Below are 25,574 nucleotides of genomic sequence, written 5' to 3' on the forward strand. Positions count from 1 at the left end.
AGAGAACCTCGTGATGGCCCGCGAAACGCGCCAAATCCCACATCGCGGACGTACCAGGGCCCGCCGACCCCGGACCCGTCGCCAGACTCCCCCCGTCCCCCTGATAGCTGCCCGTTCTTAGGCCGCGCGGGTGCGGTCAAGTCCAAGCGCCCCCAGGGCGCGCGGACTTGAGGGCACCCGGGCGGCTTGAGAGAATGGGCAGCAGGGGGACGGGGAACCCCACCCAACCCCACAAGACCCCAAGCTCAAGGAGCGGCGGCTTCGGGCGCGGGCGACGGCTCGATGGCGAGGATGACCGCGGGCATCGCGGGCAGAGCCGACAGGTGCGGGTGCGGCATGCGCGCCGTCCGCCGCCGGGCCCGGGCGGCCACGACCAGCCGGACGGACACCCAGGCCGCCGCCATGAGGGCCGCCGCGACCACTGGGGCGATGAGGATGACGGCGCGGAAGAGGAACACCGTCGGCAGGGCCTCGCCGAGGCTCGCGCCGGCCAGCATGAGCGTCCCGATGAGCGCGGTCTCGGCGGAGCCGATGCCGGCCGGGGTGGGTGTGGCGGCCGAGAGCGCGGTGCCGGCGAGGTAGGCGGCCATGGCGACGCCGACGCTGATGGGCACGCCGAAGCTCACCGCGGCCAGGGCGAAGCCGGTGGCCAGGCAGGCCGCCGCGGCGAGCTGGGCGGTCAGGGCCGCCAGCGCCAGGATCGGCCGGGCGCGGACGGCGTCGAGCACGTCGCGCGCCGTCAGGACCAGCCGGCGCCACTTCGAGGGCGGCGCCACCACGGCAGGCAGCGAGGAACCGGCCCGCGCCGTCCGAACGGCCGGGTGGGCGCCGAACCGGGCCGGCGAGGCGGCCACCCGCTCGGCCCGCGCCGCACGGCGTCGCGACAGCCAGCCGGCCAGCAGGCGCACCGCGACGACCAGCAGGGTGGCCAGCGCGACCACCGTCAGCAGTCCGCTCCAGCCCTCGCGCAGCCAGGCCACGCCGAGCAGCAGCCCGCCGGCGTGGGCCAGGCCGCCGGCCATGGCCCACAGCGCGATGACGCCGGCGGCGGCCGTGTTCGAGGCGCCGCCGCGGTGCAGGGCGGCGGCGAAGACGCCGGCCGCGCCGACGCCCGCCGGGACGATGCGGTTGGCGACCGTGCCGCCGATGTGGGCGGTGGCGGTCTCGGTCCAGCTCAGGTAGCCGGTGCAGATGGCCCGCTTGCCGGTGATGGACGCCACCGTCGCGAGCACCCAGAACAGCGCCACGATGAACGGCACGGTGGGGTTGCTGCGCATGGCCGTGACGAGGTTCGGCAGCGCCGCGGGAACCACGACCAGCCCCACGGCGACGAGTCCGGCGATGATCGCCAGCAGACCGACGACCCGGCGAGTGCTGCAGAGAATCGCACGCCGCCGGGTCCTCGTGGTGGTCTGCTCGTGGATCGCCACACCCCTATGGTGACCGACCGAAACGACCTGAGTCTGTAGTAGAGGCGTACAACTGGCGTCGAAACACCCTCTCACCAGGACTGTTGACGCGGAAAATTCGCGTCAGCCCACGCGCCGCAGCCACGTGAAACCGGTGTTCGCGCCGATGCAGGTCTGCAGGACGACGTCGCAGCGCTCGCCGCAGGTCCACTGCTCGGCCGGCCCGAGCTCCGCCGCCCGCCCCGGCGCGACGACCCGGTCGACCACCTCGTAGAGGCCGGCCTGCTCCCCGGTGAGCTGCACGTGGGCGCCCATGGCGAGCTCGTTCCACCAGGCGTTGCCGAGGAAGTCGTGCCCGACGACGAACACGCCGGCATCGACCGACGTGTAGTGACAGCCGACGCCGTGCGGGAGCGCGTCGACGGCGGCCTGGTCGGCGCAGGACCGCACGGGGATCGTCGCCGCCGAGACCGCCGTCACCGTCACGCCGGCACTGGTCACCGGCAGGTAGCGGGTGCCGCCGGGGTAGGCGGCGCGGTAGGCGGTGGTCGCGGCCGGGGTGACGGTGGCCGAGGCCGCGCCGTCGGAGCCGGTCGTCACCGTGGCGACCGCCGTCCAGGATCCGTCCACCCGCGCCTCCACGACGATGTCGCCGATGATCGGGACGGCGTCGGTGTTGTGCCAGCCGACCGTCAGCACCGCCGCGCCGCCGGCCGCGACCCGGGCGGGCGCCGCCGTCAGCGTCAGCGCCGACTCCATGCGGGTCTCGGCGATGACGGCGACCTCGTCGGACACCTGGGGGGCGATCGAGTCGCTGCCGGGGTAGGCGAGCCGGTAGATGGCCGACGCCGCGACGGCGACGCTGGTCGACGCGCGGCCGACGGACGTGGTCAGCTCGGCGACGGTGGCCCAGGTGTCGCCCTCGGCGCGCTGCAGCAGGACGACGCCGTCGACGCCGTAGCCCGCGCTGTCGATCCAGGTCGCGGTGAACACCTCGGTCGCGCCGGGATCGGTCAGCCCGGGCGCGGTGAGGTAGAGCTCGGTCGGTGCGGGCGCGGCCGGCGCGCCGGGGTCGCCGCCGGGCGGCTGGGCGGGCGGCGTTCCGGGCGACGACGGCGTGGGCTCCGGCCGGCCGGGGGCGGGACTCGCCGGCTGCGACCCGCCGGAGCCGGCGTCCGGGCCCGCCGGATCCGTGGCGGGCATTCCCGGTGCGCCGGGCGGTGCGGTCAGCGGCGTCGGCGCGGGGGCGAGGGGATCGTCGGCGGTGTGCGCGACCACCGGATGTGCGGCCGCGGGCACGTCGGGCAGCGCCGGCCGGCCGGTCGCCGACACGGAGAAGCCGACCGCCGCGGCCAGCGTCAGCATCGCGAGGATGCCGCCCAGGATCCGGTTCATCGCTCGCCGCCTCCGCTCGGGTCGGTGGGCCGGTCGGTCGGCTCGCCGAGCGACGGCCCGGTCGGGGTCGACGACGGCGTGCCGCTCGGATCGGGCGTGGACGTCGACGACGGCGACGCCGGCCCGCTGGGATCGTCGGTGGGCGACGGCCCGACGGCGACCACGAGCGTCACGGTCGAGCCCAGGCGCAGGCTGGTCCCCGCCGCCGGCTGTACTCCCAGCACCGTCCCCGGCGGCCGGTCGTCCTCGGCCGGCAGCACCTCGACGCCGAACCCGGCGTCCTGCACCTGGGCCCGGGCGATGCCGATGCCCAGCCCTGTCACGTCGGGAACCACCTGGTTGCCGCTGGCCAGCGTGAGGGCGACGACTGCGCCCGGCTCGAGCGTGGTGCCCACGCCGGGGTCGCTGGCCAGGACGGTGTCGGCGGGCCGGGCGGAGTCCTCGCGGGTCAGCTCGCCGAGCACGAGGCCGGCCCGCTCGATCATCGCCCGCGCCTCGGTGAGCGTGGCGCCGTCGAGCTGCGGCACCGAGACCGACGGCCGTGCCTGCGGTCCGCCGGACACCACGATGAGCACCGGTGACTCGGCCGCGACGGACTCCCCCGCCGCCGGGTCGGTGCGCACGACCAGCCCGGCGGGCACGGTGTCGTGCGCCTCGGTGCGCACGCTGCCGTCGCGCATGCCCGCGGTGTCGAGTGCCTGCCGGGCCGCCTCGGTGGTCTGCCCGGCGACGTCGGGGACGGTGACCGACGCCGGCACCACGGGGTCGGGCCGGAAGAACAGCCAGAGCAGCAGCGCGGCCAGCCCGGTGGTCGTCATGACCAGCAGCGTCACCGGCCAGAGCACCGAGCGCCGCCCGGGCTCCGGCGGGCGGGGCGCGACCAGTGGCCGGGCGTGCACGATGCAAACCGGCTCCTGCCGCCGTCGTTCTGCCAGCTCGCGCGCCACCGGGACCGGCACGGTCGCCGGGCCCGCCGGGCGCCGGACCGGGGCGAACGCCGTCGTCGTCGACACCCGCGGGATGACGGTGGTGGTGCTGTGGTCCGGGCCGGCGGCGCGCAGGCCGGCGGCCACGCGGAGCACCTCGTCGCGCAGCGCCCCCGCCGTGGCCGGGCGGTCGCCCGGGCGCTTGGCCAGCAGCCGCACCAGCAGCGCGTCGACCTCCGCCGGCACGCCGGGCAGCCGCGACGACGCGCGCGGCACCAGCGCCGTCACGTGCATCAGGGCGACGTCGCGCACCTCGTCGGCGAGGTACGGCGGCGCGCCGGTGACCAGCGCGAACAGCAGACAGCCGACGGAGTACAGGTCGCTGCGGCGATCGACGGGGACGCCCTGCGCCTGCTCCGGCGACACGTACGCGACGCTGCCGTGCACCACGTCGGACTCCGTGCGCTGCTCGCCGATCGCCGCGATGCCGAAGTCGAGGACCTTCACCGCGCCGTCGTCGGTGATCATGACGTTGCCGGGGCTGATGTCACGGTGCACCACCCCGCGCTGGTGGGCGTGGTCGAGCGCGGCCAGCACGTGCGCCGTCAGGTCGAGGGCGTCCACGGGATCCAGCGGCGGCACCGCGCCACTGGCCAGCAGCGAGCGGACGGTGCGCCCGCGAACCCGTTCCATGGCGATCCAGGCGATCGTCCGGTCGCCGACCTCGTCGGCGCCGACGTCGTGCACCGTCACGATCCCGGGGTGCGACAGCATCGCTGCCGCCGTCGCCTCGACCTGGAACGCCGCCTGCGCCCCGGCGTCGGCGGCGAGGTCGGGCCGCAGCACCTTGACGGCGACCGGCCGGCCCAGGCGGGTGTCGCGGCCGGCGAACACCGTCGCGGACCCGCCGGTGCCCAGGACCTCACCCACCTCGAACCGGCCGCCGAGCACGGTGCCCGGCGGGACCAGCGGCGGGATGGCGAGGTCGTGGGTGGTCATGGTCAGCTCCAGCTGGCGCGGGCGTAGCCGTTGGCGGTCTCGAGCACCTTCGCGGCGTACTCCGCGGACCGGTTGTAGGTGAGCACGGCGTGCTGCCAGTCGGCGCCGTCGCTGAGGTCGCCGCCGTCGGCGCACAGGTAGCGCCCGGCCGCGAGAGCCACGTCGTCGAGGTTGTGCACGTCGCTGACGCCGTCGCCGTTCCCGTCGGCGCCCCACCGCCGCCACGTCGACGGGATGAACTGCATGGGGCCGACCGCGCGGTCCCAGACGGTGTCGCCGTCGAGCGCGCCGCCGTCGGTGTCGCCGATGGCCGCGACGCCGGGGCCGCCGTCGAGCGCGATGCCGATGATCGGGTCGGCGGTGCGGCCGTCGGGCTCGACGTGGGTGCCGCCGAACGTCCCGTGGTGCGACTCGACGGCGCCGATGCCGGCCAGCGTCGGCCAGCTCAGCCCGCACGCGGGCTGCTCGTCGCCCAGCCGCACGGCCGCCGCCGCGTACGAGACCAGCGCGCGGACCGGGATCCCCGTCCGCCCGCCGACCTCGCGGGCCCAGTCCGGCGAGACGCCGAGCTCGGCCGCCGCTCCCAATTCAGCGGTGACGGGGTCCGCTGCGGGCGCGCTGCCTGCTGGGCCACCCGCGGACTGGCCGATGACGCCGTCGTCGATCGAGGCGGCGACGATCAGGGGCTGCGCGCTGCCGTCTGGCACGGTCCGGGACACGGCGAGCACCAACCCGACGACGGCGACGATCACGAACGCCGACAGGACGGTCATGCCGCGGCCGACCCCGTCACCCGAACCGCCCGTGCACGTAGTCGCTGGTCCGCTCGTCCTGCGGGCTCTCGAACATCACCGACGTGGGCCCGTGCTCGACGATGACGCCGGGGGTGCCGTGCGAGGCGAGGAAGAACGCGCACCGGTCCGAGACGCGGGCCGCCTGCTGCATGTTGTGCGTGACGATGACGATGGTGACCTCGGAGACGAGCTCGGCGATGGTCTCTTCGATGCGCCGGGTCGACGTCGGGTCGAGCGCGGAGCACGGCTCGTCCATCAGCAGCACCCGCGGCTGGATGGCCAGCGACCGGGCGATGCACAGACGCTGCTGCTGGCCGCCGGAGAGCGCGCCGCCGGGCTCGCGGAGGCGGTCGCGGACCTCCTTCCACAGACCGGCCTTCGTCAAGCAGGACTCGACGAGGTCGTCCTTGCTGCGCTTCGAGGCGCGCAGCCCGGTCAGCTTGAGCCCGGCCACGACGTTGTCGTAGATCGACATCGCCGGGAACGGGTTCGGCTTCTGGAACACCATGCCGATCTGGCGGCGCGCGTCGGTGAGCCGCCGGTTCGGGGCGTAGATGTCCTGCCCGTCGAGCATCACCTCGCCGGCCAGCGACGCCGACGGGATCAGCTCGTGCATGCGGTTGAGGATCCGCAGGAACGTCGACTTCCCGCAGCCGGACGGGCCGATGAGCGCCGTCACCTCACCGGCCCGCATGCTGAGCGAGACGCGGTCGAGCACCTTGTGGGTGCCGAACCAGGCCGAGATCGACCGCGCGTCCAGGCCCGCCAGCGACGCGACGTTCGCCGGCGCGCCGTTCGGTGACGGCCGGCTCGCGTGCACGGCGGGGAGGGCGGTGGTGTGGTCGGTCGATGCGGTCATGCCACCACGGTCGGCGGTGAGCGTGTGTATGCCGCGAATCCATTCCTTCGCGCGCGTGAACGCCAGACGGACATCGGGGCCGCCGCGGCAGGGCGTCGCTCACTCGAACGGCGTCATGAACTCCGTCGGCGCGAGGGCGCGCTTGCTGATCCGGACGTCGCCGAGGAGACCGTAGAAGCCCTGACCGAAGCCGAGGTCCCAGCCGGTGGCGCCGATGGTGAACGGCCGGCCGAGCGTCGCGATGCCGTGTGCCGGCTGGCGAGGGTTGCGGGTGATGGGCGAGCCCTCGACCCACACGACCGTCTGCGCGCCGTCGTTGACCACGGCGACGTGGAACCAGCGGCCGACGGGCAGCGCGTGGCTCCACGAGGTCGGCGAGGCGTCCTCGACGTGCGGGTAGAGGACATACTGCAGGAACCGCTCGGGCGACACGTTGAGGCTGCAGGTCGGCTCGAGCGGCGAGTAGCCGGCGGTCTTGCCGGCGTCGCCGGCGCGTCCCTGCCAGCTGAAGATGCCCATCCAGGCGTGGTTGCCCTCGAACGGCTCGGGCAACTTGAGGAAGACCTCGATGGTGTAGCCGCCGAGGAACTTCTCCTTGTTGATCGGCGCGTTCGCGACGGCCTCGAGGATCGCGCCGCGGTCGGGCGACTGGCCGCCGTCGAAGCGGAGGCTGGCGTGGGTGGGCGCGCCGTCGTGGTGGTCGAGCGAGCGGGTCAGCAGCCCCGCCGCCGTCGAGTGCAGTCGCCGCACCACCAGGTCGTTGCCCTTGCGGGTGAGGTCCTGGGCGACGGCGCCGTCGGCGACGGTCAGGCCCTCCTCGACCCGGCCGCGCAGGCCGAGCGCGTCGAAGCGCCAGTAGGCGACGGTGTCCTTGCCGATCACGCGCGTCGGCGGCACCTGCGGCGGCTTCGGCGCCGGCGCGAAGGCCTCGAACCGCGCCTCGAAGTCGACCGGCAGGCTGAACCGGTCGACGTCGCCGGTGAGCTCGATGACCTCGGCGCCGAGCGGCGGCCGCTCCCCCGCCTCGCGGGTCAGGAACCACGGCGCGAACGTCTCGACGTCGATGGTCCGGCGGGCCAGGTCGAACTGGTAGAGCCGGATCATGCCGGCTCCGCCGTAGTAGCGGTCCTGGTAGTTGGTGATGTGCACGTGGACGTCGTGGCCGGCGTCGTTGGTGAGGACGGTACGCCCGGGCGGCCAGTAGTGCCCGCCGAGGGCCAGGAAGATCTGGTCCTTGCCGCGGATGAGGCCGTCCCACAGTCGCCGCCCGTTGCCGGACAGCTCCGCGGCGCCGTCGTCGTCGGCGTAGGCGAGGTCGTGGGTGGTGACGATCGCGGGCAGCTTTGCGTGCGCGTCGACGACCCCGCGGGCCCAGGCGAGACCGGCGTCGGAGACCCGCCAGTCCAGGGCGAGCACCAGCCACTCGCGGCCGGCGGCCGGGATGACGTGGAAGCTGTTGTAGCCGTCGGGCGACGAGCCGCCGTACGTCTGGCTGCCGGCGAAGCGGGACGGGCCGAACGCGCGCAGGTACGGGGTGTCGCCGCGCTGGTCGTTGCCGCCGGGGATGTCGTGGTTGCCGGCCAGGACGCTGAACGGCACGACGCCGTCGATCGCCTCGAACGTCTGGTCGGCGAGGTCGATCTCGTCCTGCGTGCCGTGCTCGGTGATGTCGCCGAGGTGCGTCATGAACGCGACGTTGGCGAGGCCGCGCTGCTCGCTGAGGTACCGGAACGTCGTGGCCAGCGGCTGCGGGTCGGAACGGTCCTCGTCGAAGAGGTACTGCGTGTCCGGCAGGACGGCGAGCGCGAACCGCGGGCTCTCCGGGTCGAACCCGGCGGGGTTCGGCGGGACGACGGGCGCGGCGGCCGCGGTGCCGGCGGCGCCGCCGACGAGGCCCGGGACGGCGAGCGCCGCGGGCGCGGCGATCGCGCCCTGCAAGAGACGACGGCGGGCGACCCCGCCCGAACGGTTGTCAGACATGCGTAACCTCCGATGGGTGCTGCGGATCAGCACTCATCGGACCAACCGGACATGGCCGACCGGCGACGCGCACGTGGCCACTGGAGTGCGCCCGAACGAATCCCCGCCGACCGCAGCGTGCGTCACCAGCGCAAGCGGGCTGACCAGTGCCGAGGGGCGGAGGATGCGGAGCCGGCGTCAAGTGGCCGCGCCCGATGGACACCACGGTTGGCCGCAGAGCCGGCGCAGCATCCTCCGCCCCTCGGCACGAAACCAGTCCTCAGGCGTCCCTGGTCAGCGTCGACGCGACGGTCATGCGACGCAGGGCGGCGGCCGGGACGAGGCTGGCGAGGACGGGCACGGCGGTGCCACCCGCCACGGTCGTCGCCGCGGCGACCAGCAGCTCCGGGCGCAGCTCGCCGGCCAGGCCGGCCGCGATCGCCAGCCCGGCCAGCGTCCCGGCGGCGGCGCCGGTCAGGCCGATCAGCGCGGCCTCGGCCAGCACCACCCGGCGGACGCGGCCGTCGCCCCAGCCGACCGCCTGCAGGACGGCGAACTCGGCCCGCCGGTCGCGCATGTTGAGGAACACGACGTCGGCGACGGCGACGCTGGACAGCAGGATCGTCACCAGGACGGCGACGTAGTCGATCTCGCGGGCGCGGACGGAGACGGCATCGCCGAGCACGGAGCCGACGACGGCGCCGTTGAAGGCCAGCGTGATGCCGAGCAGGGCGGTGAGCGCGGCGCAGCCGAGGGCGACGGCGAGCATGCCGAGCACCGTCCGCCCCGGCGAGCGCACCACGTTGGCGACCGCAAGCGACCGCACGCCGCGCACCACCGGGGACCGCTGCCCGGGCAGGACCCGCGGCTGCAGCATGCCGGCGACCGCCGGCTTCGACGCCCGCCAGGCCGGCCAGGCCGCGGCGACGAGCGCGACGAACACCGAGACCGGCACGGCGACCACGGCCCGAGTCAGCGTGACCTCGAGCCCGGTGATCCAGCCGACCGCCACCGACACCAGCGCACCGACGAGGCCCGCGGCGACGCCCACCAGCACGACCTCGGCCAGCAGCAGCCGCAGCAGGTGCCGGCGGCTCCAGCCGACCCGGCTCAGCACCGACAGCTCGCCGCGCCGCGACCGGGCCGACGCCGCCGACACGTTCGCCACGAACAGCGCGCTCACCGCCAGGACCAGGACGAACAGCGCCAGACTCTTGTGATCGACGGCCTGCATGACGGCGGCGACCACGCCCTGGCGCATCCAGGTCTCGGCCACCGCCAGCTCAGGCCGGCCGAACGCGCCGGCCGGCAGCACCACCGTCTGCTCCGTGGCGGCGCTGCCGAGGACGACGTCGACGTCGAGCCCGGTGGCGGCGCGGATCTGGTCGGCGACCAGGCGGACCCGCTCGCGGTCGACCGGGCTGACGCCGTCGACGCCCGCGACCCGGACCCGGATCGCGCTGATCGGCGCCGCGGGGTCGGCCAGCTCGATGCCCGAGCCGGTGAAGGTGTCGAGGTCGGAGAGCCGGATGAACGCCGTCGGCGGCCCCAGGTGGTAGGCGGCCGGGCTGCCCGACGGCAGCAGCGGGCGGTCGCCGAGCAGCTCGCGGCTGCGCGCGTCGGCCGGCGGCAGGCCCTGGGCGCCGTCGAACTCGGCGGCCTCGAAGTCGGCCGAGTCGAAGAAGTCGACGATGCGCATCTGCGGCAGCGAGTGACCGGCCTGCGAGATGGCCTCGCCGGGGTGCGGGCGGACGGCGCGGAAGCCGGTGTCGGCGGCGACGGCCGGCGTCGGCACGAATCCCTCGAACCGCACCGTCGAGCGCCACACGTCCTGGGGGTTGTCCACCGGGCGCGGCTTCAGGACGCCGTCGGAGCCGACGTCGTACACCGTCGGCTCCGTGGTCCAGAAGCTGTCGACGAGGATATTCACCTCGCTCGCCCGGGCGCGGTCGATCAGCGCGTCGTAGGCCTGGTCGGCGGTGACGGTGTCCCTCGCGACGACGGGCCCGGGGGTGGACAGCAGCGCCCCGAACTGGTCGAGCGGCTGGCCCGCGGCGAACCGGTCGGCCGCCTCGTCGGGGAGCCGGCGCACCGTCACCTCGGCCTGCGCGTCGATGTCGGGAGCGGCCGCGACGACCACCGGGACCGGCCGGCTGCCGATGCCGGTGGCGGGCGCGAAGTCGGCCAGCGCCCGCAGCGACGGCGGCACCGCGCCGCCGTCGTCGAGCGCCGCCTCCTGGGCCGGGTCGACGGCCGCCACGAGGACCGGGAAGGACCACTCGAGCATGACGGTGCGCCGCACCGGCGCCTGCTGGGCGAGTGCGGCGGGATCGGACCCGGGCCGGGTGGTCAGGCAGCTGCCGGCGCGCTCACGGGCCGCGGTCGCCGGCGAGTCGGCGACGTCCTCGCGGCTCTCGTGCCGGGGGCAGACCAGGACCGTGGAGCCGTCGGGCATGGTCTCGGCCAGGCCGAACGGGGCGCCGTCGTCGTACGGTTCGCCGACCAGCGAGATCGGGTTCGGAGTGACGTAGGAGTACGACGCGGCCGGCTGCTCGATGGTGGTGAGCCCGCGGTCGCTGGTGTAGACGACGTCGGCGACCAGCAGCTCGCGGCCGCCGTCGGTGCGCGGCCCGGCGTCGACGGCGACCTGGGTCGCGGACATGACGTACCCGACCATGGCCACCGGCGCGGCCACCTCGACACCGGCGACGTCGCGGATGGCGTCGTAGTCCTCGAGCGAGATGCCGCCGAACTGGCCGGACAGCTGGTACGGCCGCACCAGCCCGCGATCGGCCTCGAGCTCGCTGCGCGTCCCCGGTGGCCGGACCAGCACGTGGTACGTGCCGGGGGCGGCGGCGACCTGGCCGCGCAGCTCCAGCCGTTCGACCTCGGACGCACCGGTCAGCACGGTGAACACCGACGTCGCCGCCACGACGCCCAGGCCGAGCGCCAGCGCGCGTCCCCAGTGCGCCCGCAGCTGCGCCCTGACCAGCGGGACCACGCTCGGGCGCGAGGGCCGGCGCGACGGCCGGCGCGGGACGGCGCCGCCGTGGGGGTCAGCCGGCGACGGCATCGACCGGCCTCCCGAATCCGTGCGCCTGCCGCCGGTGGAGCCGGGCGTCCTCGCCACCGGCGGCAGTCCTGGAACAGCACGCCGATGCGGCGCCGGACGGCGTCGGGGTCGAGGCCCGCGACGTCGTGACCGTCCCACCGGATCTGCCCGGACGTGGGCTCGTAGAGCCGGCAGAGCAGCGTGACGATGGTGGACTTGCCTGCACCGTTCGCCCCGACCAGCGCGACCATGGCGCCCGGCGGGATGCTGAACGTGACGCCACGCAGTACCGGCGCATGGTCGGGAGCGTAGCCGAAGGAGATGTCACAAAGGTCCACACCGGCCGCCCGCACCGGCCGCCCGCACCGGGCGCGGACCGGCGACCGGCCGGGCGGGTGGCACGGTGATCGCGGCTGCCGCCGGCACCAGCGCGGCCAGGCTCACCGTCGTGCCGGGAGCAGCACCCCAACCGGAACAGGTGGTCTCGAACCGGCGGTCGGCGGGCAGTCGCGCACCGCGTTGAGCGGCGCGAACACGGACCGCACCGCGGACATGATCCCGGTGGACATGGCCTGCTCCCCGAGTCGTGCTTCTGGCGCCATGGCCTCGTTTTCTCCCTTGTCTCTAGGTACTTGGCAGAGCGCCGCGTCGGCTGTGACGGACTGTCCGCCTGGGCGCGGCACGCCGCTCACCTGCGACGCCCGGACGCCGCACGGAGGTCACCGAACGATCATGCCGGGAACGGAGGGGCGCCGGATGAGCGCCCGCTCAGCCGAGGCCGGTGGCCCGGCGCAGCGTCTCCTCGGGCTGCGGGTCCCAGAGCGCGTGGTCGGCGACGACCGCGCCGTCGCGCAGGCTGACCACGCGCGAGCACTGGGCCGCGACCGCCGCCTCGTGGGTGGCGAGGACCATCGTCATGCCGTAGTCGGCCTGGATCTGAGCCAGCAGGTCGAGCACCTCGTCGCCGGTGCGGGAGTCGAGGGCGCCGGTGGGCTCGTCGGCGAGCAGCAGCCTCGGCCGGGCGACCAGCGCGCGTGCGATCGCGACCCGCTGCTGCTCACCGCCGGAGAGGTCGCCGACCCAGGCCGCGTGCTTCGCACCGAGGCCGACGGCGTCGAGCAGTTCGTGCGCCCGCTCGTGCCGGTCGAACGTCACGTGAATGGGCATGAGCGGGACCACGACGTTGTCGAGCGCGCTGAGTTGCGGGAGCAGGTGGTAGTGCTGGAACACGAAGCCGACGCCGCGCCGGAACGCCGCCGCGGCGCGCCGCGACAACTGCTCGACCCGGGTGCCCCCGACCACGACCGTGCCGGTGTCGGGGCGGTCCATGGCGCCGATGACATGCAGCAGGGTCGACTTGCCCGACCCCGACGGCCCGACGACGGCGACCGACTCGCCCGCGCGGACGTCCAGGGTGACGTCGACCAGGGCCGGCACCTCGGTGCCGCCCTGGCGGTAGTGGCGCGTCACGTTGTGCAGCGAGATGGGCGCTCCGGGGAAGCGGTCGTGATCCCCCGACCGGGCGTCCGCAGCCTCGCTGGGACCCTGCCGTCTCATGTGATCATCATGACCTTCGACTAGGCACGACTAACGGCCGGGGTCGATTCTCTCACTCTTGCGCAACCCCCGCCTCTTGCGAACGGCGTTCCCCATCGCGATCGGAAGACGGCCTGACCGCGCGACGAGGCGTGGTAAGCGGATTCCCGCCCTTCCAGGCTCGTGACAGTCGGAACGACCATGGATCAGCGGCCCTGAATGTCGATGGAACGGCCGGTTCACCCTTACAGTGTGAGAGTGCCGCTTCAGCATGCCGTTCTCGCCCTGCTGGCCGACGGACCCAGCTACGGGTATGAGCTCAAGGCGAATTTCGAGAAGGCCGTCGGACCCCAGTGGGGCGGGCTGAACATCGGCCACGTCTACCAGATCCTCGATCGACTGCACCGCGATGGCATGGTCAGTTCGCATACCGTGCCGCAGGATTCGCGGCCCGACCGGACGGTGTATCTCATCACGTCCGCCGGGCGCAGCGACCTCGACGAGTGGCTGGCCACGCCCACCACGCGCACGTCCGGCTATCGCGACGACTTCATCCTCAAGGTGCTCGCCGCGGGCCGCCGTGGGCCCGAGGCGATCCGCGAGGTCTGCCGCATCCAGCACGACTCCCGCCTTGCCGAGCTGCAGACGCTGCGCACCAGCCGGCGCACGCATCAGCACGACGCGCTCGCGGCGCTGACCATCGAGGCGGCCATCCTGCACACCCAGGCGGACATCAAGCTCATCGAGGCGGTCGAGGCGCGCGCCGACGAGCCACTGATGCCGATCGCGCAGGCCCCGGGTGCTCAGGCCAAGGACACCACCGAGCAGGACGGCAGCGCGCGGCACGCGTCCTGACCTCCACCGGCCCCACTCCCGCTGAGTTGCCGGCGTCACCCCATGTCCGCCGGACGACACCTGCTGTTCCCCTGACGGTCATCTCGCGGCCACCACGCACCGCTCAGTGCGGGCCCCGGGTCGCGGACCGGTCGTGCAGGGGGGCTGAGTGACGTGAGTGATGGTTCGTGCCCGGCGACGCTCGCGCCCGTCGTCGTCGACCTTTGCATCACCCACAGGCTGTCTGTGAATGCGGGTGATGCGGAAGCACAATCCACCTCGATTCCTCCGGCAGGCACGCACAGAACGCACGCGCCCGCCGTCGCCGTCGAGCCTCCGCATCACCCACCTGGCATGCTGTGCGGGTGCGTGTCGTACTTGCCGAGGATTCCCTGCTGCTCCGAGAAGGCCTCGTCCGTCTGCTGGGCGAGGCCGGCGCCGACGTGGTCGACGCCGTCGGCGACGGCGACACGCTGGTGCGGTCGGTGCAGGAGCACCGCCCCGACGTCGCGATCGTCGACGTCCGCATGCCGCCGACCTTCACCGACGAGGGCCTGCGGGCGGCGCTGGCGGCGCGGTCGGCGGTGCCCGGGACCGGCGTGCTGGTGCTGTCGCAGTACGTCGAGGAGTCGTACGCGGGCGACCTGCTCGCCGACGGCGCGGGCGGCGTGGGCTACCTGCTGAAGGACCGCGTGTCGGCACTGGCCGACCTGTCCGACGCGCTCGATCGGGTCGCGTCGGGCGGGACGGTCCTCGATCCCGAGGTGGTGGCGCAGCTGTTCGCCCGGCGCCGCCGCGACCCGCTGCAGACGCTGACGGCGCGCGAGCGCGAGGTATTGGCGCTCATGGCCGAGGGCCGCACGAACGTCGCGATCGCCCGGCTGCTGGTGGTCACTCAGGGCGCGGTCGAGAAGCACATCTCGTCGATCCTCACCAAGCTCGACCTCCCCCCGTCCGACGACGACCACCGGCGGGTGCTGGCGGTGCTGGCGTGGCTGCGCGCGGAACACTGAGGCACGCCTGAGCGCAATACGGTCGTGACAGTTCTGTGTCACGCTGTGCGGGTGTCGTTTCTCATGCGCGTGGTCGTACCGGATCGTCCCGGTTCGCTCGGTGCCGTGGCGTCCGCGGTGGGCGCCGCAGGCGGCGACATCGTCGGGGTCGACGTCGTCGAGCACCGCGGCGACGGTTTCGTGGTCGACGACTTCCTCGTCGACCTCCCCGGGGGGCGGCTGCCCGACTCGCTGGTGACGGCCTGCCGCTCGGTCGCCGACGTCACGGTCGAGTTCATCGGGCACTACTCCCCCGGCGCCAGCCTGCACCGCGACCTCGAAGCCGTCGAGGCCATGACCGACGAGCCCGACCGCGCCGAAGAGATCCTGGTCGACCTCATTCCCGGCATCTTCCGCTCCGGGTGGGGCCTGCTGCTGCCGGCCTCGGGATCGACGCTGAAGGTGCAGCGGGCCAGCGGCGGCGCCCCCGAGGACGACGGCTACGAGGCGCCCTGGCTGCCACTGACCGAGCCCACGCGCATCACCATCGGCGCCGACGCCCCCGAGCCCTGGCAGGACGTGGTGGCCGTGGGTGTCCCGGTCGACGACACCGGCCAGGCCATCGTCTTCGGCCGCGACGGCGGGCCGCGCATCCTCGACTCCGAGCTGGCCCGGCTGGCCCACCTCGTGGCGCTCGCCCAGGCCATACGCCGCGCCGCTCCCGCCGACGACGTCGCCTGACCCCCGGCGTCGGTCCGAGGCCGGAGCCCGCCTCGGCCCACGTCCGCCATGATCATGTCCTCTCGCGGCCGCCGACCCGCCGCCACCGAACATGATCAAGGAAACCGGCGCGCCACACCCGGGACGCCGACCCCGCACTCGTCGCCAGACTCCTCTCGGCCCCACTGATAGGTCCCCGTTCGTGGGCCGGAGCGGGTGCGGTCACGTCCAAGCGCCCAGCCGCGACGGCACGCAAGCACAGAGCGCGCGGACTCGAGGGCACCCGCGGGGTTCGAGAGACTGGGCAGCTGGGGGACGCAGGACCCCCCACCCACCCTGACATCACGCCGCGCTGGCCAGGGCGAACGGCAGCACCTGCCCGGCCCCGGCGCGGCGAACCTCGCGCCCGGCCACCGTCAAGGTCCAGCGCGAGTCGGCGAGGTCGTCGACCAGGAGGACGACCGGGTCGGGGCCGAGCGCGGCCAGGGCCTCTTGCGCAGCCGCGCCCACCCGCCAGCCGCCCCACACCGAGGCCAGGCGGAAGGCGCTGTTCCCACCCGGCTCGGTCGCGCCGTGCGAGCCGTCGCCACCCACCGCCTCGAGCTCGCCGAGGTCGGCCAGCCGGCCCACGGAGGCGAGGTAGCGGCCGACCGAGCCGACCAGTTGCGGGTGCCGCCGTGACGGCAGGCTGATGACGGCGTCGGGCCGGCGGTCCCAGCGCCACTCGCGCAGCACGTCGATGCAGGCGGCCAGCAGGGGCTCCGGCGCCGGCGCGTCGTCGGCGTCGAGGAGGGAGCGCAGCCGCTGGCCCCAGCCGAGGTCGGTGAGCCGGGCGACCACGCGGCCGGGCTCGACCTTCTCGTCCGGGCCGATCTTGCCCTTGACGTCGACCCCCAGGCGGCCCATGCCGGACGGCCACTGCACCCGCGGCTCGAGCAGCACGCCGGCCCGGGCCAGGGTGGTGCGGGCGGCGGCCCGGGCGCCGGCCGGGACCTCGTCGGTGAACCAGGGGCCGGCGCAGACGTCGCAGCGCCCGCACGGCGTCGCGCTGGGATCGTCGAGGGCGGCCTGCAGGAACGCCATGCGGCACTGCTCGCCGCGCTGGTAGGTGAGCATGGACCGGGCCTCGGCGTCGCGCGCGGCGGCGACCCGTTCGTACCGCTCGGCGTCGTAGGCCCACTCCTGCCCGGTGGCCTGCCAGCCGCCGCGGACCCGCTGCACGGCGCCGTCGACGTCGAGCACCTTGAGCAGCAGCTCGAGCCGTGTGCGGCGGACGTCGACCACGGTCTCGAGCGCCGCCGTCGACATCGCGTCGCCGGAGGCGGACAGCGCGCGGATGACCACCGTCGCCTGCTCCTGCCGCGGCATCGAGACGGTGGCGAAGTACTGCCAGATGGCCTGGTCCTCGGCCGCCGGGAGCAGCAGGACGTCGGCCCGCTCGGTGGCGCGCCCGGCCCGGCCCACCTGCTGGTAGTAGGCCACCGGCGAGGACGGCGCGCCGAGGTGCACGACGAAGCCGAGGTCGGGCTTGTCGAAGCCCATGCCCAGCGCGCTGGTGGCCACCAGCGCCTTGACCTCGTTGTGCAGCAGCGCCCGCTCGGCCTCGACGCGGTCGGCGGGGTCGGTGCGGCCGGTGTAGGCGATGACGTGGTGACCGGCCTCGCGCAGCAGCGCCGCGGTGTCCTCGGCCGCCGACACCGTGAGGGCGTAGACGATGCCGCTGCCGGGCAGCTCGCCGAGGTGCGCGGACAGCCAGGCGAGCCGGTGCTCGGCGTCGTCGAGCGACAGCACGCCCAGCCGCAGGCTCTCGCGCGCCAGCGAGCCGCGGATGGTGGTGACCTCGGCTCCCCCGGCGCCCAGTTGCTCGGCGACGTCGGCCACGACGCGAGCGTTCGCCGTCGCCGTCGTCGCCAGCACCGGGGTGCCGGCCGGAAGGGTGCCGAGCAGGTCGCGGATGCGGCGGTAGTCGGGCCGGAAGTCGTGGCCCCAGTCGGAGATGCAGTGCGCCTCGTCGACCACGATGAGCCCGGCGCTGGATGCGAGCGTGGGCAGCTGCTCGTCGCGGAATCGCGGGTTGTTCAGTCGCTCGGGGCTGACCAGCAGGACGTCGACGGAGTCGTCGGCGAGCTGCTTGGCGACGTCGCCCCACTCGTCGGCGTTGGCGGAGTTGATGGTGACCGCGCGCACGCCCGCCCGCGCCGCCGCGGCGACCTGGTCGCGCATGAGCGCCAGCAACGGCGACACGATGACCGTCGGACCCGCGCCGCGCGCCCGCTGCAACCCCGTCGCGACGAAGTACACCGCCGACTTGCCCCAGCCGGTGCGCTGCACGACCAGCACGCGACGTCGGTGCTCGACCAGGTCACGCACGGCGTCCCACTGGCCGTCGCGGAACTCGGCCGCGTCGTTGCCGACCAGCCGCCGCAGCAGTGCTTCCGCCTCGTCCTTCAGATCCACCATGCGATCACACCTCACGTGGCGGGCCACGCATGACCCGCACTATCGGTCAATCGCCGGACTCCGCGGACCGACGACCTCGTGGGAGCCTTCGGCCCCCGGTCGCCGCCGGGGTGCCTGGCCCTCCACCTGGACGCTAGCCGCCCCATCCGACAGCCCGCCACCGCGCTCGCCGCGATTGTGGACAACCTCGCGAACTCGGCGCCCCTGTGGACGACGGACCGGCGCGCCGCGCGAGCCTCAACCGAGGCGCGCACCCAGGTCCGCCGCCGACGGCGTCTTCAGGTGCACCTCGACCCGCCCGCTGCGGTCCGCGTGGAAGTCGCCCGGGTCGTAGCCGAACACGATCCGCCGGGGCTCGGCCCGCACCTCGATCCCCACCGGGCGCCCGTCGCGCAGCGGCACGTCGATGTGCTTGCCGCGGTGCGGGCCGCGGCTGGTCCACACGACCAGCCGGCCCGGCGTCAGCAGGATCGCGCCCGCCGTCCCCTCGATCTCGTTGTGCAGCCGCTGCCGCGCGTCGCGATAGTCGCGGTACCGGACCGACCCGGTCAGGCCCTCCTCGGCGAACACGATGCCTTCGGCGGCGAGCTCGCCCCGTAGGGCGTCGGAGATCCGTCCCGACCCCAGGAGCAGCCGCTTCACCGGATTCACGGGTGCGACGCTAGCGGCGGGCCCGAACCACCGCCACCACGCGGGAATGAACACCGGCGACACACCGTTGATCATCCAGGCCGGTAGACATACGGCAACTACCCACCAGGGTGAGGCGGTCCGAGGGATCCCCCCGCGCCCACATGCGAGGTTCGACTCCTCGCCCGGCCACCACGAGAACGGCGAAGCGGCCCGCCGCCCCCAACGCGAGGGCGACGGGCCGTCCGCAGACACGAACCCGGCAGGATCAGCCGACGCCCGACTGCGTCGCGGCGCGGACGATCGAGCCCTTCTGCCGTGCGGTGATCACACCGCGCTCGACGTAGTAGTCGGCCACCTCACCGACGTGGCGGACGAAGTCACCACTGCTCGCCCAGGAGGCCGGGTCGTCGTCGATCAGCTGGTTGACCGAGCAGCTCGCCCCCGCCACCCGGTTGGGCACGCCGGAGTCCACGCCGCCGATGACGACGGTGCTCGCCCCCACGTCCCGCGCCGAGCACGTCGGCCCGCCGGTGTAGTCGATCCGCTGGATCGTCGAGATGCCGGTCGTGCCGAACGTGTGCCCCCACTGGATGACGTAGAGGGCGCCGTCGGGCCCGAACTCGATCTCGTGCGGACGGGTCCACGGGTTGAAGACGCCGTGGAACAGCGGGCTGATCTCGTGGACCTGCTGCTGGTCGTCGAGGATGAAGTTGTACATGTTGTTGTTCGTCCGGCCCCACTCGCCGAAGAACGCCTGGCCGTCGTACGACTCCGGCCACCTCCGGCTCCCGGACAGCACCGGCACGTCGTCCGCCTCGTAGCGGTACACCGGCCCGACCGTGGGCGCGCCGCCGGTGCCGATGTCGGGCTGGTTGGCGCCGCCGCTGGCGAACGGCAGCCGGCCGTAGAAGATCTCCGGGTCGACCACCGGCGGCAGGTCGGTCATGCCGGTGTTGTTCGGCGACTCGTTGACCGGGTTGGCGCAGTCGAACGTCCCGGCGGCCGGCCCGCTCGGGAAGGCCCAGTCGCGGTAGGCGGCGCCGCCGTGGCAGTACGGCCAGCCGTAGTTGCCCGGCGTGATGACGTTCCACTCGACCCGGCCCTCGGGACCGCGGTCGGCGTTGGGCCCGCCCGCGTCCGGCCCGTAGTCGATCGCGTACAGCTGGCCGGTCTCGGGGTCGGCCTCGATGCGGTACGGGTTGCGGAAGCCCATGGCGTAGATCTCCGGCCTGGCGCCCAGCGTCCGCGGCGGGAAGAGGTTCCCCTCCGGGATGGTGTAGCCGCCGTTGGCGGTCGGGGTGATCTTGAGGATCTTGCCGCGCAGGTCGTTGGTGTTGGCCGACGATCTCTGCGCGTCGAACGGCTGCCGGCCCGGCCGCTCGTCGATCGGGGCGTAGCCCTGCGACTCGAACGGGTTGGTGTCGTCGCCGGTCGAGATGTAGAGGTTGCCGTCCTTGTCGAACTCCAGCGAGCCAGCCTCGTGGCAGCACTGCTCCCTCTGGACGGTGACGTCGAGCATGACCTTCTCCTCGGTCAGCCCCTCGCCGGTGAGCGTGAACCGCGACAGCCGGTTGACCCCGCAGCTCCCGCCCGTGATGTCGCTGGTCGGGCAGGCCACCGGCCCCGGCACCGACCGGAACAGGTACAGCCAGTTGTTGGTGTCGAACGACGGGTCCAGCGCGAGGCCGAGGAGCCCGTCCTCCTGGGCGTTGCCGGTGGCGATGCCGGTGTAGACGTCGAGGGTGTCGACGACGGTGGTCGTTTGCGTTCCGGGGTCGATCACCTTGAGGTTCGCGGGGGTCGTCGCCTGCCGGCGCTCGCCCATCTCGATGAAGAACACCCGGCCGTCGCCGGCGACGTCGAGCTCGCTCGGGAAGCGGGTGTTGGTGTCGATGGCGACCTTCTCGAAGTGCTCCCAGTCGGTGCCGCCGCAGTCGCCGCCGGCCGCGCCGGCCGCCCACTCGATGCCGCCGAGGATGTGCTGCAGGAAGGCCGGCTCGGTGTAGGACTGGTTGGTGTGGCCGAGCGCGGTGTACCAGGAGCGCCCGCCCTCGAAGGTGTGACACCACGCCATCGGGTGGTCGGTGCCCATGGCGCCGCTGCCGGGGTTGTACGACCGCTCGTCGATGGTCAGCAGCACGTGCACGTTGCCCCGCGGGTTGGCGGTGAAGTTGTACCACTCGTCGTGGCGGTTCCAGACCGTCGCCAGATGCGCGGTCGACGGGTGCGCGTCGTCGGCGACGACGAGCTTCGCGTCCTGGTTCGCCGGATGGTTGCGGAAGTACGCGCCGACGAGCTGGCCGTACCAGGGCCGGTTGTGCATGGTGTCGGTGGCGGCGTGGATGCCGGCGAAGCCGCCGCCGTTGCGGATGTAGCCCTGGAACGCCGCGAACTCGCTGTCGTTCAGCAGCGGCGCGTTGGCGGGGTTGTTGGTGCCGTCGACGGGCGACAGGAACACGATGGCGTCGTACTGCGCCAGGTTCTCGACCGTCGTGAACGGGGTGCTGGGCAGGGTGCGCGTCGGCTGGGCCGGGTCCCAGACGTCGACCTCGAAGCCGTTCTCGGCACCGAGCTGGATGATCGCCGTCGTGCCCGGGACGATGCTGCCGTGCCGGAAGCCGAGGGTCCGGCCCACCACGAGGATCGAGTAGTCCTCGTCCTGCTGGGCCTGGACCTCGGGTGCTGTCTCTTGCGCCGATGAGGTGGTCGCCGCGACGAGCGGGAGCGCCAGGGCTCCGGCCGCCAGGATCGCGAGAGCGCGGGTGCCCGCGTCTCGCGGGCGCCAGGTGACGTGTTTCACCGTTGTCTCCTTGGTGATCGGTTGGAACACGCGCTCCTGACCGGGACGTCTGCCCCGGGATCTCGGCCCAGTGTGGAGTTGTGTGACGATTGCGCCTACGGTGCCGGCGCAGCTTTCGAGGCGTCCGTCAGCCCCCCGACCTCCTCTCCATACCGGTGCCAAGGCCCCACGGTTGTACGGCCGGACCGGCCCGATGGATTGCCTGAACCTTGGCCTGTGCGCGGCCGTGCGTCAAGCGGCCTCGGAATCCTGCGTGACGAGTGCCGCGGCGATGGTGGGCTCCATGAGGTCCTTCGTGGCCACCACCGGGACGTCGACCAGCCCGGCCGCCTCGCGGGCGGCCAGCGGCGACGCCGTCACCATGCCTGTCACGGCCGTGACCCGCAGGTGCCACGACCGCAGCAGGTTCACCCCGGACAGCGCACCGAGCGCGTCGCCGGCCGCGAACAGCACGCCGCTCAGCGTGGCGCGGACGGCGGGCTCTGCCAGCAGCCGGGCGGTCTCGATGTGCGCGACGCCGTCGGCGATCTCGATGACCACCATGTCCGGTTCGGCCGCCGACACCGCCGACAGCAGCCCGAAATACGTCGCGACCAGGTCGTCGGACGACACCAGGTGCGTCGACGGGTACCCGGCGTCGGTGAAGTCGAGCACCGGCGCGCCGCCGGCGTCGATGAGGTGCCAGCGGTCGTTGCCGGCCCCGGTGCCGGTGACCTTGGCCGCGGCGACCCGCCGGCCGGCTCGGGTCATCCCCCGCACCAGCGACGCCGCCGACGTCGTCTTGCCGGCGTTCATCGAGGTGCCGACGACGGCGACGACCGGCGGGTGCACGGGCGGCGGCACCGGCGACGGAACGATGGGCGCGCCGTCGCGGACCGTCAGCCCGCTGCCGTCGCGCCCGGCCAGCTGGCCGATGGGCACGATGCGGGTGGGCGCGGCGAAGCCGGTGTACGCGCCGACCACGCGACCGGCCATGCCGCCGGCCGCCACGAGATCGCACGGCCCGAAGTCGTCGGGGACGACGGCCTCATAGGCGTCCGTGGCATAGCGGGCGCCGTAGGCGACGACGATCTCGTCGCCGGCGAACAGCCGCGCCTTGCGGCCGTCGGGCCGCTCGATCCAGTCGTGCGCGCCGATGGACTCGACCCGCGCGAGGATGACGTCGCCGGCCGACGGGATGGTCGCCGGCGCCAGCAGCAGCTCGTCGCCCGCGGGGACGAGATCGATGACGTGCCGGGTGATGTACGAGGTCTTCGCCGCTCCGAGCCGGCCCGGCCAGGAGGCTGCGCCGGGGAACAGCTCCGCCGCTGGAGCCACATGCTCAGCGAAAGAGGTCATGGGAACCTCACTCCGGGAACGGGCGCAGAGGTGGCACTGACGATGGTGTGACCACCGGGTGTTTCTGCGGCGAGACCTGCCTTGACGACGCAAGAATGCATGAGCGGATGCCTCGCGCGCCACCCCCTGAAGGTCACATTTTTCGCCGACGTAAAACAGCAGGCCAAACCGGGTATATCGCGCATAGCGGCGAGGCGCTTGACGCGCTCTCCGGGCGGAACGATCATGGAGGGACAACTGAACACTGGAGTCCCGCTCGGGACACCGGCACATCGTCTGGTTCCCGAGCGGTCGTGTGGCGGCTCGCGGAACCTCGTAGGTAGCGAGAGGACCCCCCATGAGTCGTCAGCACGGACGGAGATTCCTCAGCCGGCTGCGTTCCAGCCGGTACCTCGCCAAGGTGCGGCTGCAGGCGTACGCCGCCGTCGCAGGCCGGTTCTCGGCCCGGGCGTGAGGCGTCCTCCGTCTCCGGTTCCACGGAGCAGTTCGCCCGGCGCCCACGGGCGGCGGGCGAACGTCTGTGGACACGAAGGGTCTGGCATCTGCCGGACCCTTCGCGCGGTCTCCGCCCCTTACCCCTCGGCCTCGCTGCCGCCGTCGCCACCGTCGCCGTCGCCGTCGCCGTCGGCGCCCACCTGGGCGACCTTCGCCGCCTCGTCGGGACCGGACTCGAGGAGCACCCGGAAGCCGGCCTCGTCGAGCACCGGCACCTTCAGCTCGATGGCCTTGTCGTGCTTGGACCCGGCGTTCTCGCCGGCCACCACGAACGACGTCTTCTTCGACACCGAGCCGGACGCCTTGCCGCCGCGCGCCAGGATGGCCTCTTTCGCGTCGTCGCGGGAGAACTCCTGCAGCGACCCGGTGACGACGACGGTGATCCCCTCGAGCGTGCGGGGGATGGAGCCGTCGACCTCGTCGACCATGCGGACGCCGGCGTCGCGCCACTTGCGCACGATCTCACGATGCCAGTCGACCGCGAACCACTCCTTCACGGAGGCGGCGATGGTGGGGCCGACCCCGTCGGTGCCGGCCAGCTGCTCCTCGCTCGCGTCGACGATGGCGTCCATGGACCGCAGCGCCCCCGCGAGCGCGCGGGCCGCCGTCGGGCCGACGTGCCGGATGGAGAGGGAGACCAGGACCCGCCAGAGCGGCTGCTGCTTGGCCTTCTCGAGGTTGTCGAGCAGGCGGCGGCCGTTGACCGTCAGCTCACCGTCGGCGTTGGTGAACAGCGGCACCTGCTTCAGCCGGTCGGCGTCGAGCCCGAACACGTCGCCCTCGTCGACCACCACGCCGGCGTTGACGAGCGCGATGCCGGCCTCCCAGCCCATGGCCTCGATGTCGAAGCCGCTGCGCCCGGCGAGGTAGAACAGCCGCTCGCGCAGCTGCGACGGGCAGGATCGGCTGTTGGGGCAGCGGATGTCGACGTCGCCCTCTTTGGCCGGGGCCAGCGTGGTGCCGCAGGCGGGGCACTCGGTGGGCATGACGAACTCGCGCTCGGAGCCGTCGCGCAGCTCCGCCACCGGGCCGAGGATCTCGGGGATGACGTCGCCGGCCTTGCGCAGCACGACGGTGTCGCCGATGAGCACGCCCTTGCGCTTGACCTCGGACGCGTTGTGCAGGGTGGCGTTCTCGACCGTGGAGCCGGCCACCCTCACCGGCTCCATGACGCCGTACGGCGTGACCCGGCCGGTGCGCCCGACGTTGACCCTGATGTCGATGAGCTTGGTCGTCACCTCTTCGGGCGGGTACTTGAACGCGATGGCCCAGCGCGGTGCCCGCGACGTGGAGCCGAGCTGACGCTGCAGGTCGACCTGGTCGACCTTCACCACCACGCCGTCGATCTCGAACTCGACGTCGTGCCGGTGCCGGCCGTAGTGGTCGATGTACTCCTGGACCGCCTCGAGGTCGGGCACGACCTTCGGCCGGTCGCTGGCCGGCAGCCCCCACGCGCGCAGCGCCTCGTACGCCTCGGACTGGAACCGGATGTCGAAGCCGTCGCGCCGGCCGATGCCGTGGCAGACCAGGATCATGCGGTTGAGGTTGCGCCGGGCCCGCTCGTACTCCTCGAGCACCTTCTCGTAGGCGACCTGCGACCGGCCCTCGTTCCCCGCGGCGTCGGCCTTCGCCTTGGCGGCGTCGAGCTTCTCGCGGCGGCGGTCCATGCGCTGACGGAGCACGCCGGCGCCGGAGTTGCGCGCGTTGGCGAACAGCGGCAGCCCGAGGTCGGCGCGCTCGGCGTTGACCGCCTCGAACTCGGCGCTGGGGAAGACCGCCTCGCCGCGGATCTCGACCACCGACGGGACCGGGTAGTCCTTCGTGCCGGTCAGCTCGGCCGGGATGGCGTCGACGAACTGGGCGTTGTACGTGATGTCCTCGCCGGTGCGGCCGTCGCCGCGGGTGGCGAGCGTGGCCAGCTTGCCGTCGCGGTAGGTGAGGTCGACCGCGAGCCCGTCGACCTTCGGCTCGCACAGATACCGTGCGCCGGTGCCGACCTCGCGTTCGACCCGCTGCGCCCACTCGGCGATGTCCTCGGCGGAGAACGCGTTGTCGAGGCTCAGCATGCGCTCGAGGTGCTCGACCGGGGGCCAGGACGCCTCGACCCCGGCGCCGGGGTCGGCGACCGGCGCCCCCACCTTCTGCGTCGGGGAGTCGGGTGTGCGCAGCGACGTGTACTGCTCCTCGATGCCCTCGAGCTCGCGCATGAGCTGGTCGAACTCGGCGTCGCTGACGGTGGGCGTGGCGAAGTAGTACCGCTGGCGGTGGTCCTCGATCTCCTGCGAGAGCGTGGCGTGGCGTTCGCGAACGTCCGTCGGGACGTCGTTGATGTCGGCTGGCTCGGTCACAGCACAGACGGTAACGCCCACCACC

At 73.5% G+C, this 25,574-nt stretch carries 16 protein-coding genes and 1 pseudogene; 3 read left to right on the forward strand and 14 right to left on the reverse strand.

Annotation, left to right across the window (positions count from 1 at the left end):
* Window positions 1–245: 245 nt before the first annotated feature.
* The 9 genes and pseudogenes from E1212_RS21330 to E1212_RS21370 form a co-directional block, all read right to left on the reverse strand.
* Window positions 246–1,430: a lysylphosphatidylglycerol synthase domain-containing protein gene (locus E1212_RS21330; protein ID WP_162605573.1), complete on the reverse strand. Its 1,185-nt coding sequence runs from the start codon at window positions 1,428–1,430 to the stop codon at window positions 246–248.
* 102 nt (window positions 1,431–1,532) lie between these two features.
* The gene (locus tag E1212_RS21335; protein ID WP_131986187.1) at window positions 1,533–2,804 is read right to left on the reverse strand and encodes a hypothetical protein; all 1,272 of its coding nucleotides are present in this window, start codon (window positions 2,802–2,804) and stop codon (window positions 1,533–1,535) included.
* Window positions 2,801–4,729, reverse strand: coding sequence for a Stk1 family PASTA domain-containing Ser/Thr kinase (gene pknB, locus E1212_RS21340; RefSeq protein WP_131986189.1), 1,929 nt, complete (start codon window positions 4,727–4,729; stop codon window positions 2,801–2,803). The genes E1212_RS21335 and pknB overlap by 4 nt, the downstream gene beginning before the upstream one ends.
* Window positions 4,730–4,731: 2 nt before the next feature.
* The gene (locus E1212_RS21345) at window positions 4,732–5,502 is read right to left on the reverse strand and encodes a lytic transglycosylase domain-containing protein (RefSeq protein ID WP_131986191.1); all 771 of its coding nucleotides are present in this window, start codon (window positions 5,500–5,502) and stop codon (window positions 4,732–4,734) included.
* 16 nt (window positions 5,503–5,518) lie between these two features.
* Window positions 5,519–6,382 (reverse strand): phosphate ABC transporter ATP-binding protein, encoded by an 864-nt coding sequence (locus E1212_RS21350; RefSeq protein WP_131986193.1) that lies wholly within the window; start codon window positions 6,380–6,382, stop codon window positions 5,519–5,521.
* 99 nt (window positions 6,383–6,481) lie between these two features.
* The gene (locus E1212_RS21355) at window positions 6,482–8,362 is read right to left on the reverse strand and encodes a LamG-like jellyroll fold domain-containing protein (protein ID WP_131986195.1); all 1,881 of its coding nucleotides are present in this window, start codon (window positions 8,360–8,362) and stop codon (window positions 6,482–6,484) included.
* Window positions 8,363–8,621: 259 nt separating this feature from the next.
* Window positions 8,622–11,414 carry an ABC transporter permease gene (locus tag E1212_RS21360; protein WP_238992433.1) on the reverse strand — a complete coding sequence of 931 codons (2,793 nt, stop codon included), beginning with the start codon at window positions 11,412–11,414 and terminating at the stop codon, window positions 8,622–8,624.
* 74 nt (window positions 11,415–11,488) lie between these two features.
* Window positions 11,489–11,746 (reverse strand): annotated as a pseudogene (locus tag E1212_RS31190) (ATP-binding cassette domain-containing protein); the annotation flags it as partial.
* Between the two features lie 415 nt (window positions 11,747–12,161).
* The gene (locus E1212_RS21370; RefSeq protein WP_131986201.1) at window positions 12,162–12,950 is read right to left on the reverse strand and encodes an ABC transporter ATP-binding protein; all 789 of its coding nucleotides are present in this window, start codon (window positions 12,948–12,950) and stop codon (window positions 12,162–12,164) included.
* Between the two features lie 198 nt (window positions 12,951–13,148).
* Here E1212_RS21370 and E1212_RS21375 point away from each other — a divergent pair, with 198 nt between their 5' ends.
* From E1212_RS21375 to E1212_RS21385, 3 genes are all read left to right on the forward strand, one after another.
* Complete coding sequence (locus E1212_RS21375; RefSeq protein WP_203417066.1) at window positions 13,149–13,784, forward strand: PadR family transcriptional regulator; 636 nt, start codon at window positions 13,149–13,151, stop codon at window positions 13,782–13,784.
* Between the two features lie 344 nt (window positions 13,785–14,128).
* Window positions 14,129–14,776: a response regulator transcription factor gene (locus E1212_RS21380; protein ID WP_046768881.1), complete on the forward strand. Its 648-nt coding sequence runs from the start codon at window positions 14,129–14,131 to the stop codon at window positions 14,774–14,776.
* Between the two features lie 105 nt (window positions 14,777–14,881).
* Window positions 14,882–15,496, forward strand: a complete 615-nt coding sequence (locus E1212_RS21385; RefSeq protein WP_131986203.1) for an ACT domain-containing protein — start codon at window positions 14,882–14,884, stop codon at window positions 15,494–15,496.
* 321 nt (window positions 15,497–15,817) lie between these two features.
* Here the strand turns inward: E1212_RS21385 and E1212_RS21390 are convergent, their stop codons facing one another.
* From E1212_RS21390 to ligA, 5 genes are all read right to left on the reverse strand, one after another.
* Complete coding sequence (locus tag E1212_RS21390) at window positions 15,818–17,935, reverse strand: RecQ family ATP-dependent DNA helicase (RefSeq protein WP_131986205.1); 2,118 nt, start codon at window positions 17,933–17,935, stop codon at window positions 15,818–15,820.
* Window positions 17,936–18,172: 237 nt separating this feature from the next.
* Window positions 18,173–18,586, reverse strand: coding sequence for a hypothetical protein (locus tag E1212_RS21395; protein ID WP_131986207.1), 414 nt, complete (start codon window positions 18,584–18,586; stop codon window positions 18,173–18,175).
* 247 nt (window positions 18,587–18,833) lie between these two features.
* Window positions 18,834–21,368 carry a ThuA domain-containing protein gene (locus E1212_RS21400; RefSeq protein ID WP_131986209.1) on the reverse strand — a complete coding sequence of 845 codons (2,535 nt, stop codon included), beginning with the start codon at window positions 21,366–21,368 and terminating at the stop codon, window positions 18,834–18,836.
* Window positions 21,369–21,599: 231 nt separating this feature from the next.
* A complete protein-coding gene (locus tag E1212_RS21405) occupies window positions 21,600–22,706 on the reverse strand; it encodes a DUF1611 domain-containing protein (protein ID WP_131986211.1) in 1,107 nt (368 codons plus the stop codon).
* A 572-nt stretch (window positions 22,707–23,278) separates the two neighbouring features.
* Window positions 23,279–25,549, reverse strand: coding sequence for an NAD-dependent DNA ligase LigA (gene ligA / locus E1212_RS21410; protein ID WP_203417067.1), 2,271 nt, complete (start codon window positions 25,547–25,549; stop codon window positions 23,279–23,281).
* Window positions 25,550–25,574 lie beyond the last annotated feature (25 nt).

This window comes from Jiangella ureilytica (assembly GCF_004348545.1).
Classification (GTDB): Bacteria; Actinomycetota; Actinomycetes; order Jiangellales; family Jiangellaceae; genus Jiangella; species Jiangella ureilytica.

Coding starts and splice junctions, on each gene's coding strand:
- E1212_RS21335 (WP_131986187.1), bottom strand. CDS start 2,804: ATGAACCGGATCCTGGGCGGCATCCTCGCGATGCTGACGCTGGCCGCG.
- pknB (WP_131986189.1), bottom strand. CDS start 4,729: ATGACCACCCACGACCTCGCCATCCCGCCGCTGGTCCCGCCGGGCACC.
- E1212_RS21345 (WP_131986191.1), bottom strand. CDS start 5,502: ATGACCGTCCTGTCGGCGTTCGTGATCGTCGCCGTCGTCGGGTTGGTG.
- E1212_RS21350 (WP_131986193.1), bottom strand. CDS start 6,382: ATGACCGCATCGACCGACCACACCACCGCCCTCCCCGCCGTGCACGCG.
- E1212_RS21355 (WP_131986195.1), bottom strand. CDS start 8,362: ATGTCTGACAACCGTTCGGGCGGGGTCGCCCGCCGTCGTCTCTTGCAG.
- E1212_RS21360 (WP_238992433.1), bottom strand. CDS start 11,414: ATGCCGTCGCCGGCTGACCCCCACGGCGGCGCCGTCCCGCGCCGGCCG.
- E1212_RS21370 (WP_131986201.1), bottom strand. CDS start 12,950: ATGAGACGGCAGGGTCCCAGCGAGGCTGCGGACGCCCGGTCGGGGGAT.
- E1212_RS21375 (WP_203417066.1), top strand. CDS start 13,149: ATGTCGATGGAACGGCCGGTTCACCCTTACAGTGTGAGAGTGCCGCTT.
- E1212_RS21390 (WP_131986205.1), bottom strand. CDS start 17,935: ATGGTGGATCTGAAGGACGAGGCGGAAGCACTGCTGCGGCGGCTGGTC.
- E1212_RS21405 (WP_131986211.1), bottom strand. CDS start 22,706: ATGACCTCTTTCGCTGAGCATGTGGCTCCAGCGGCGGAGCTGTTCCCC.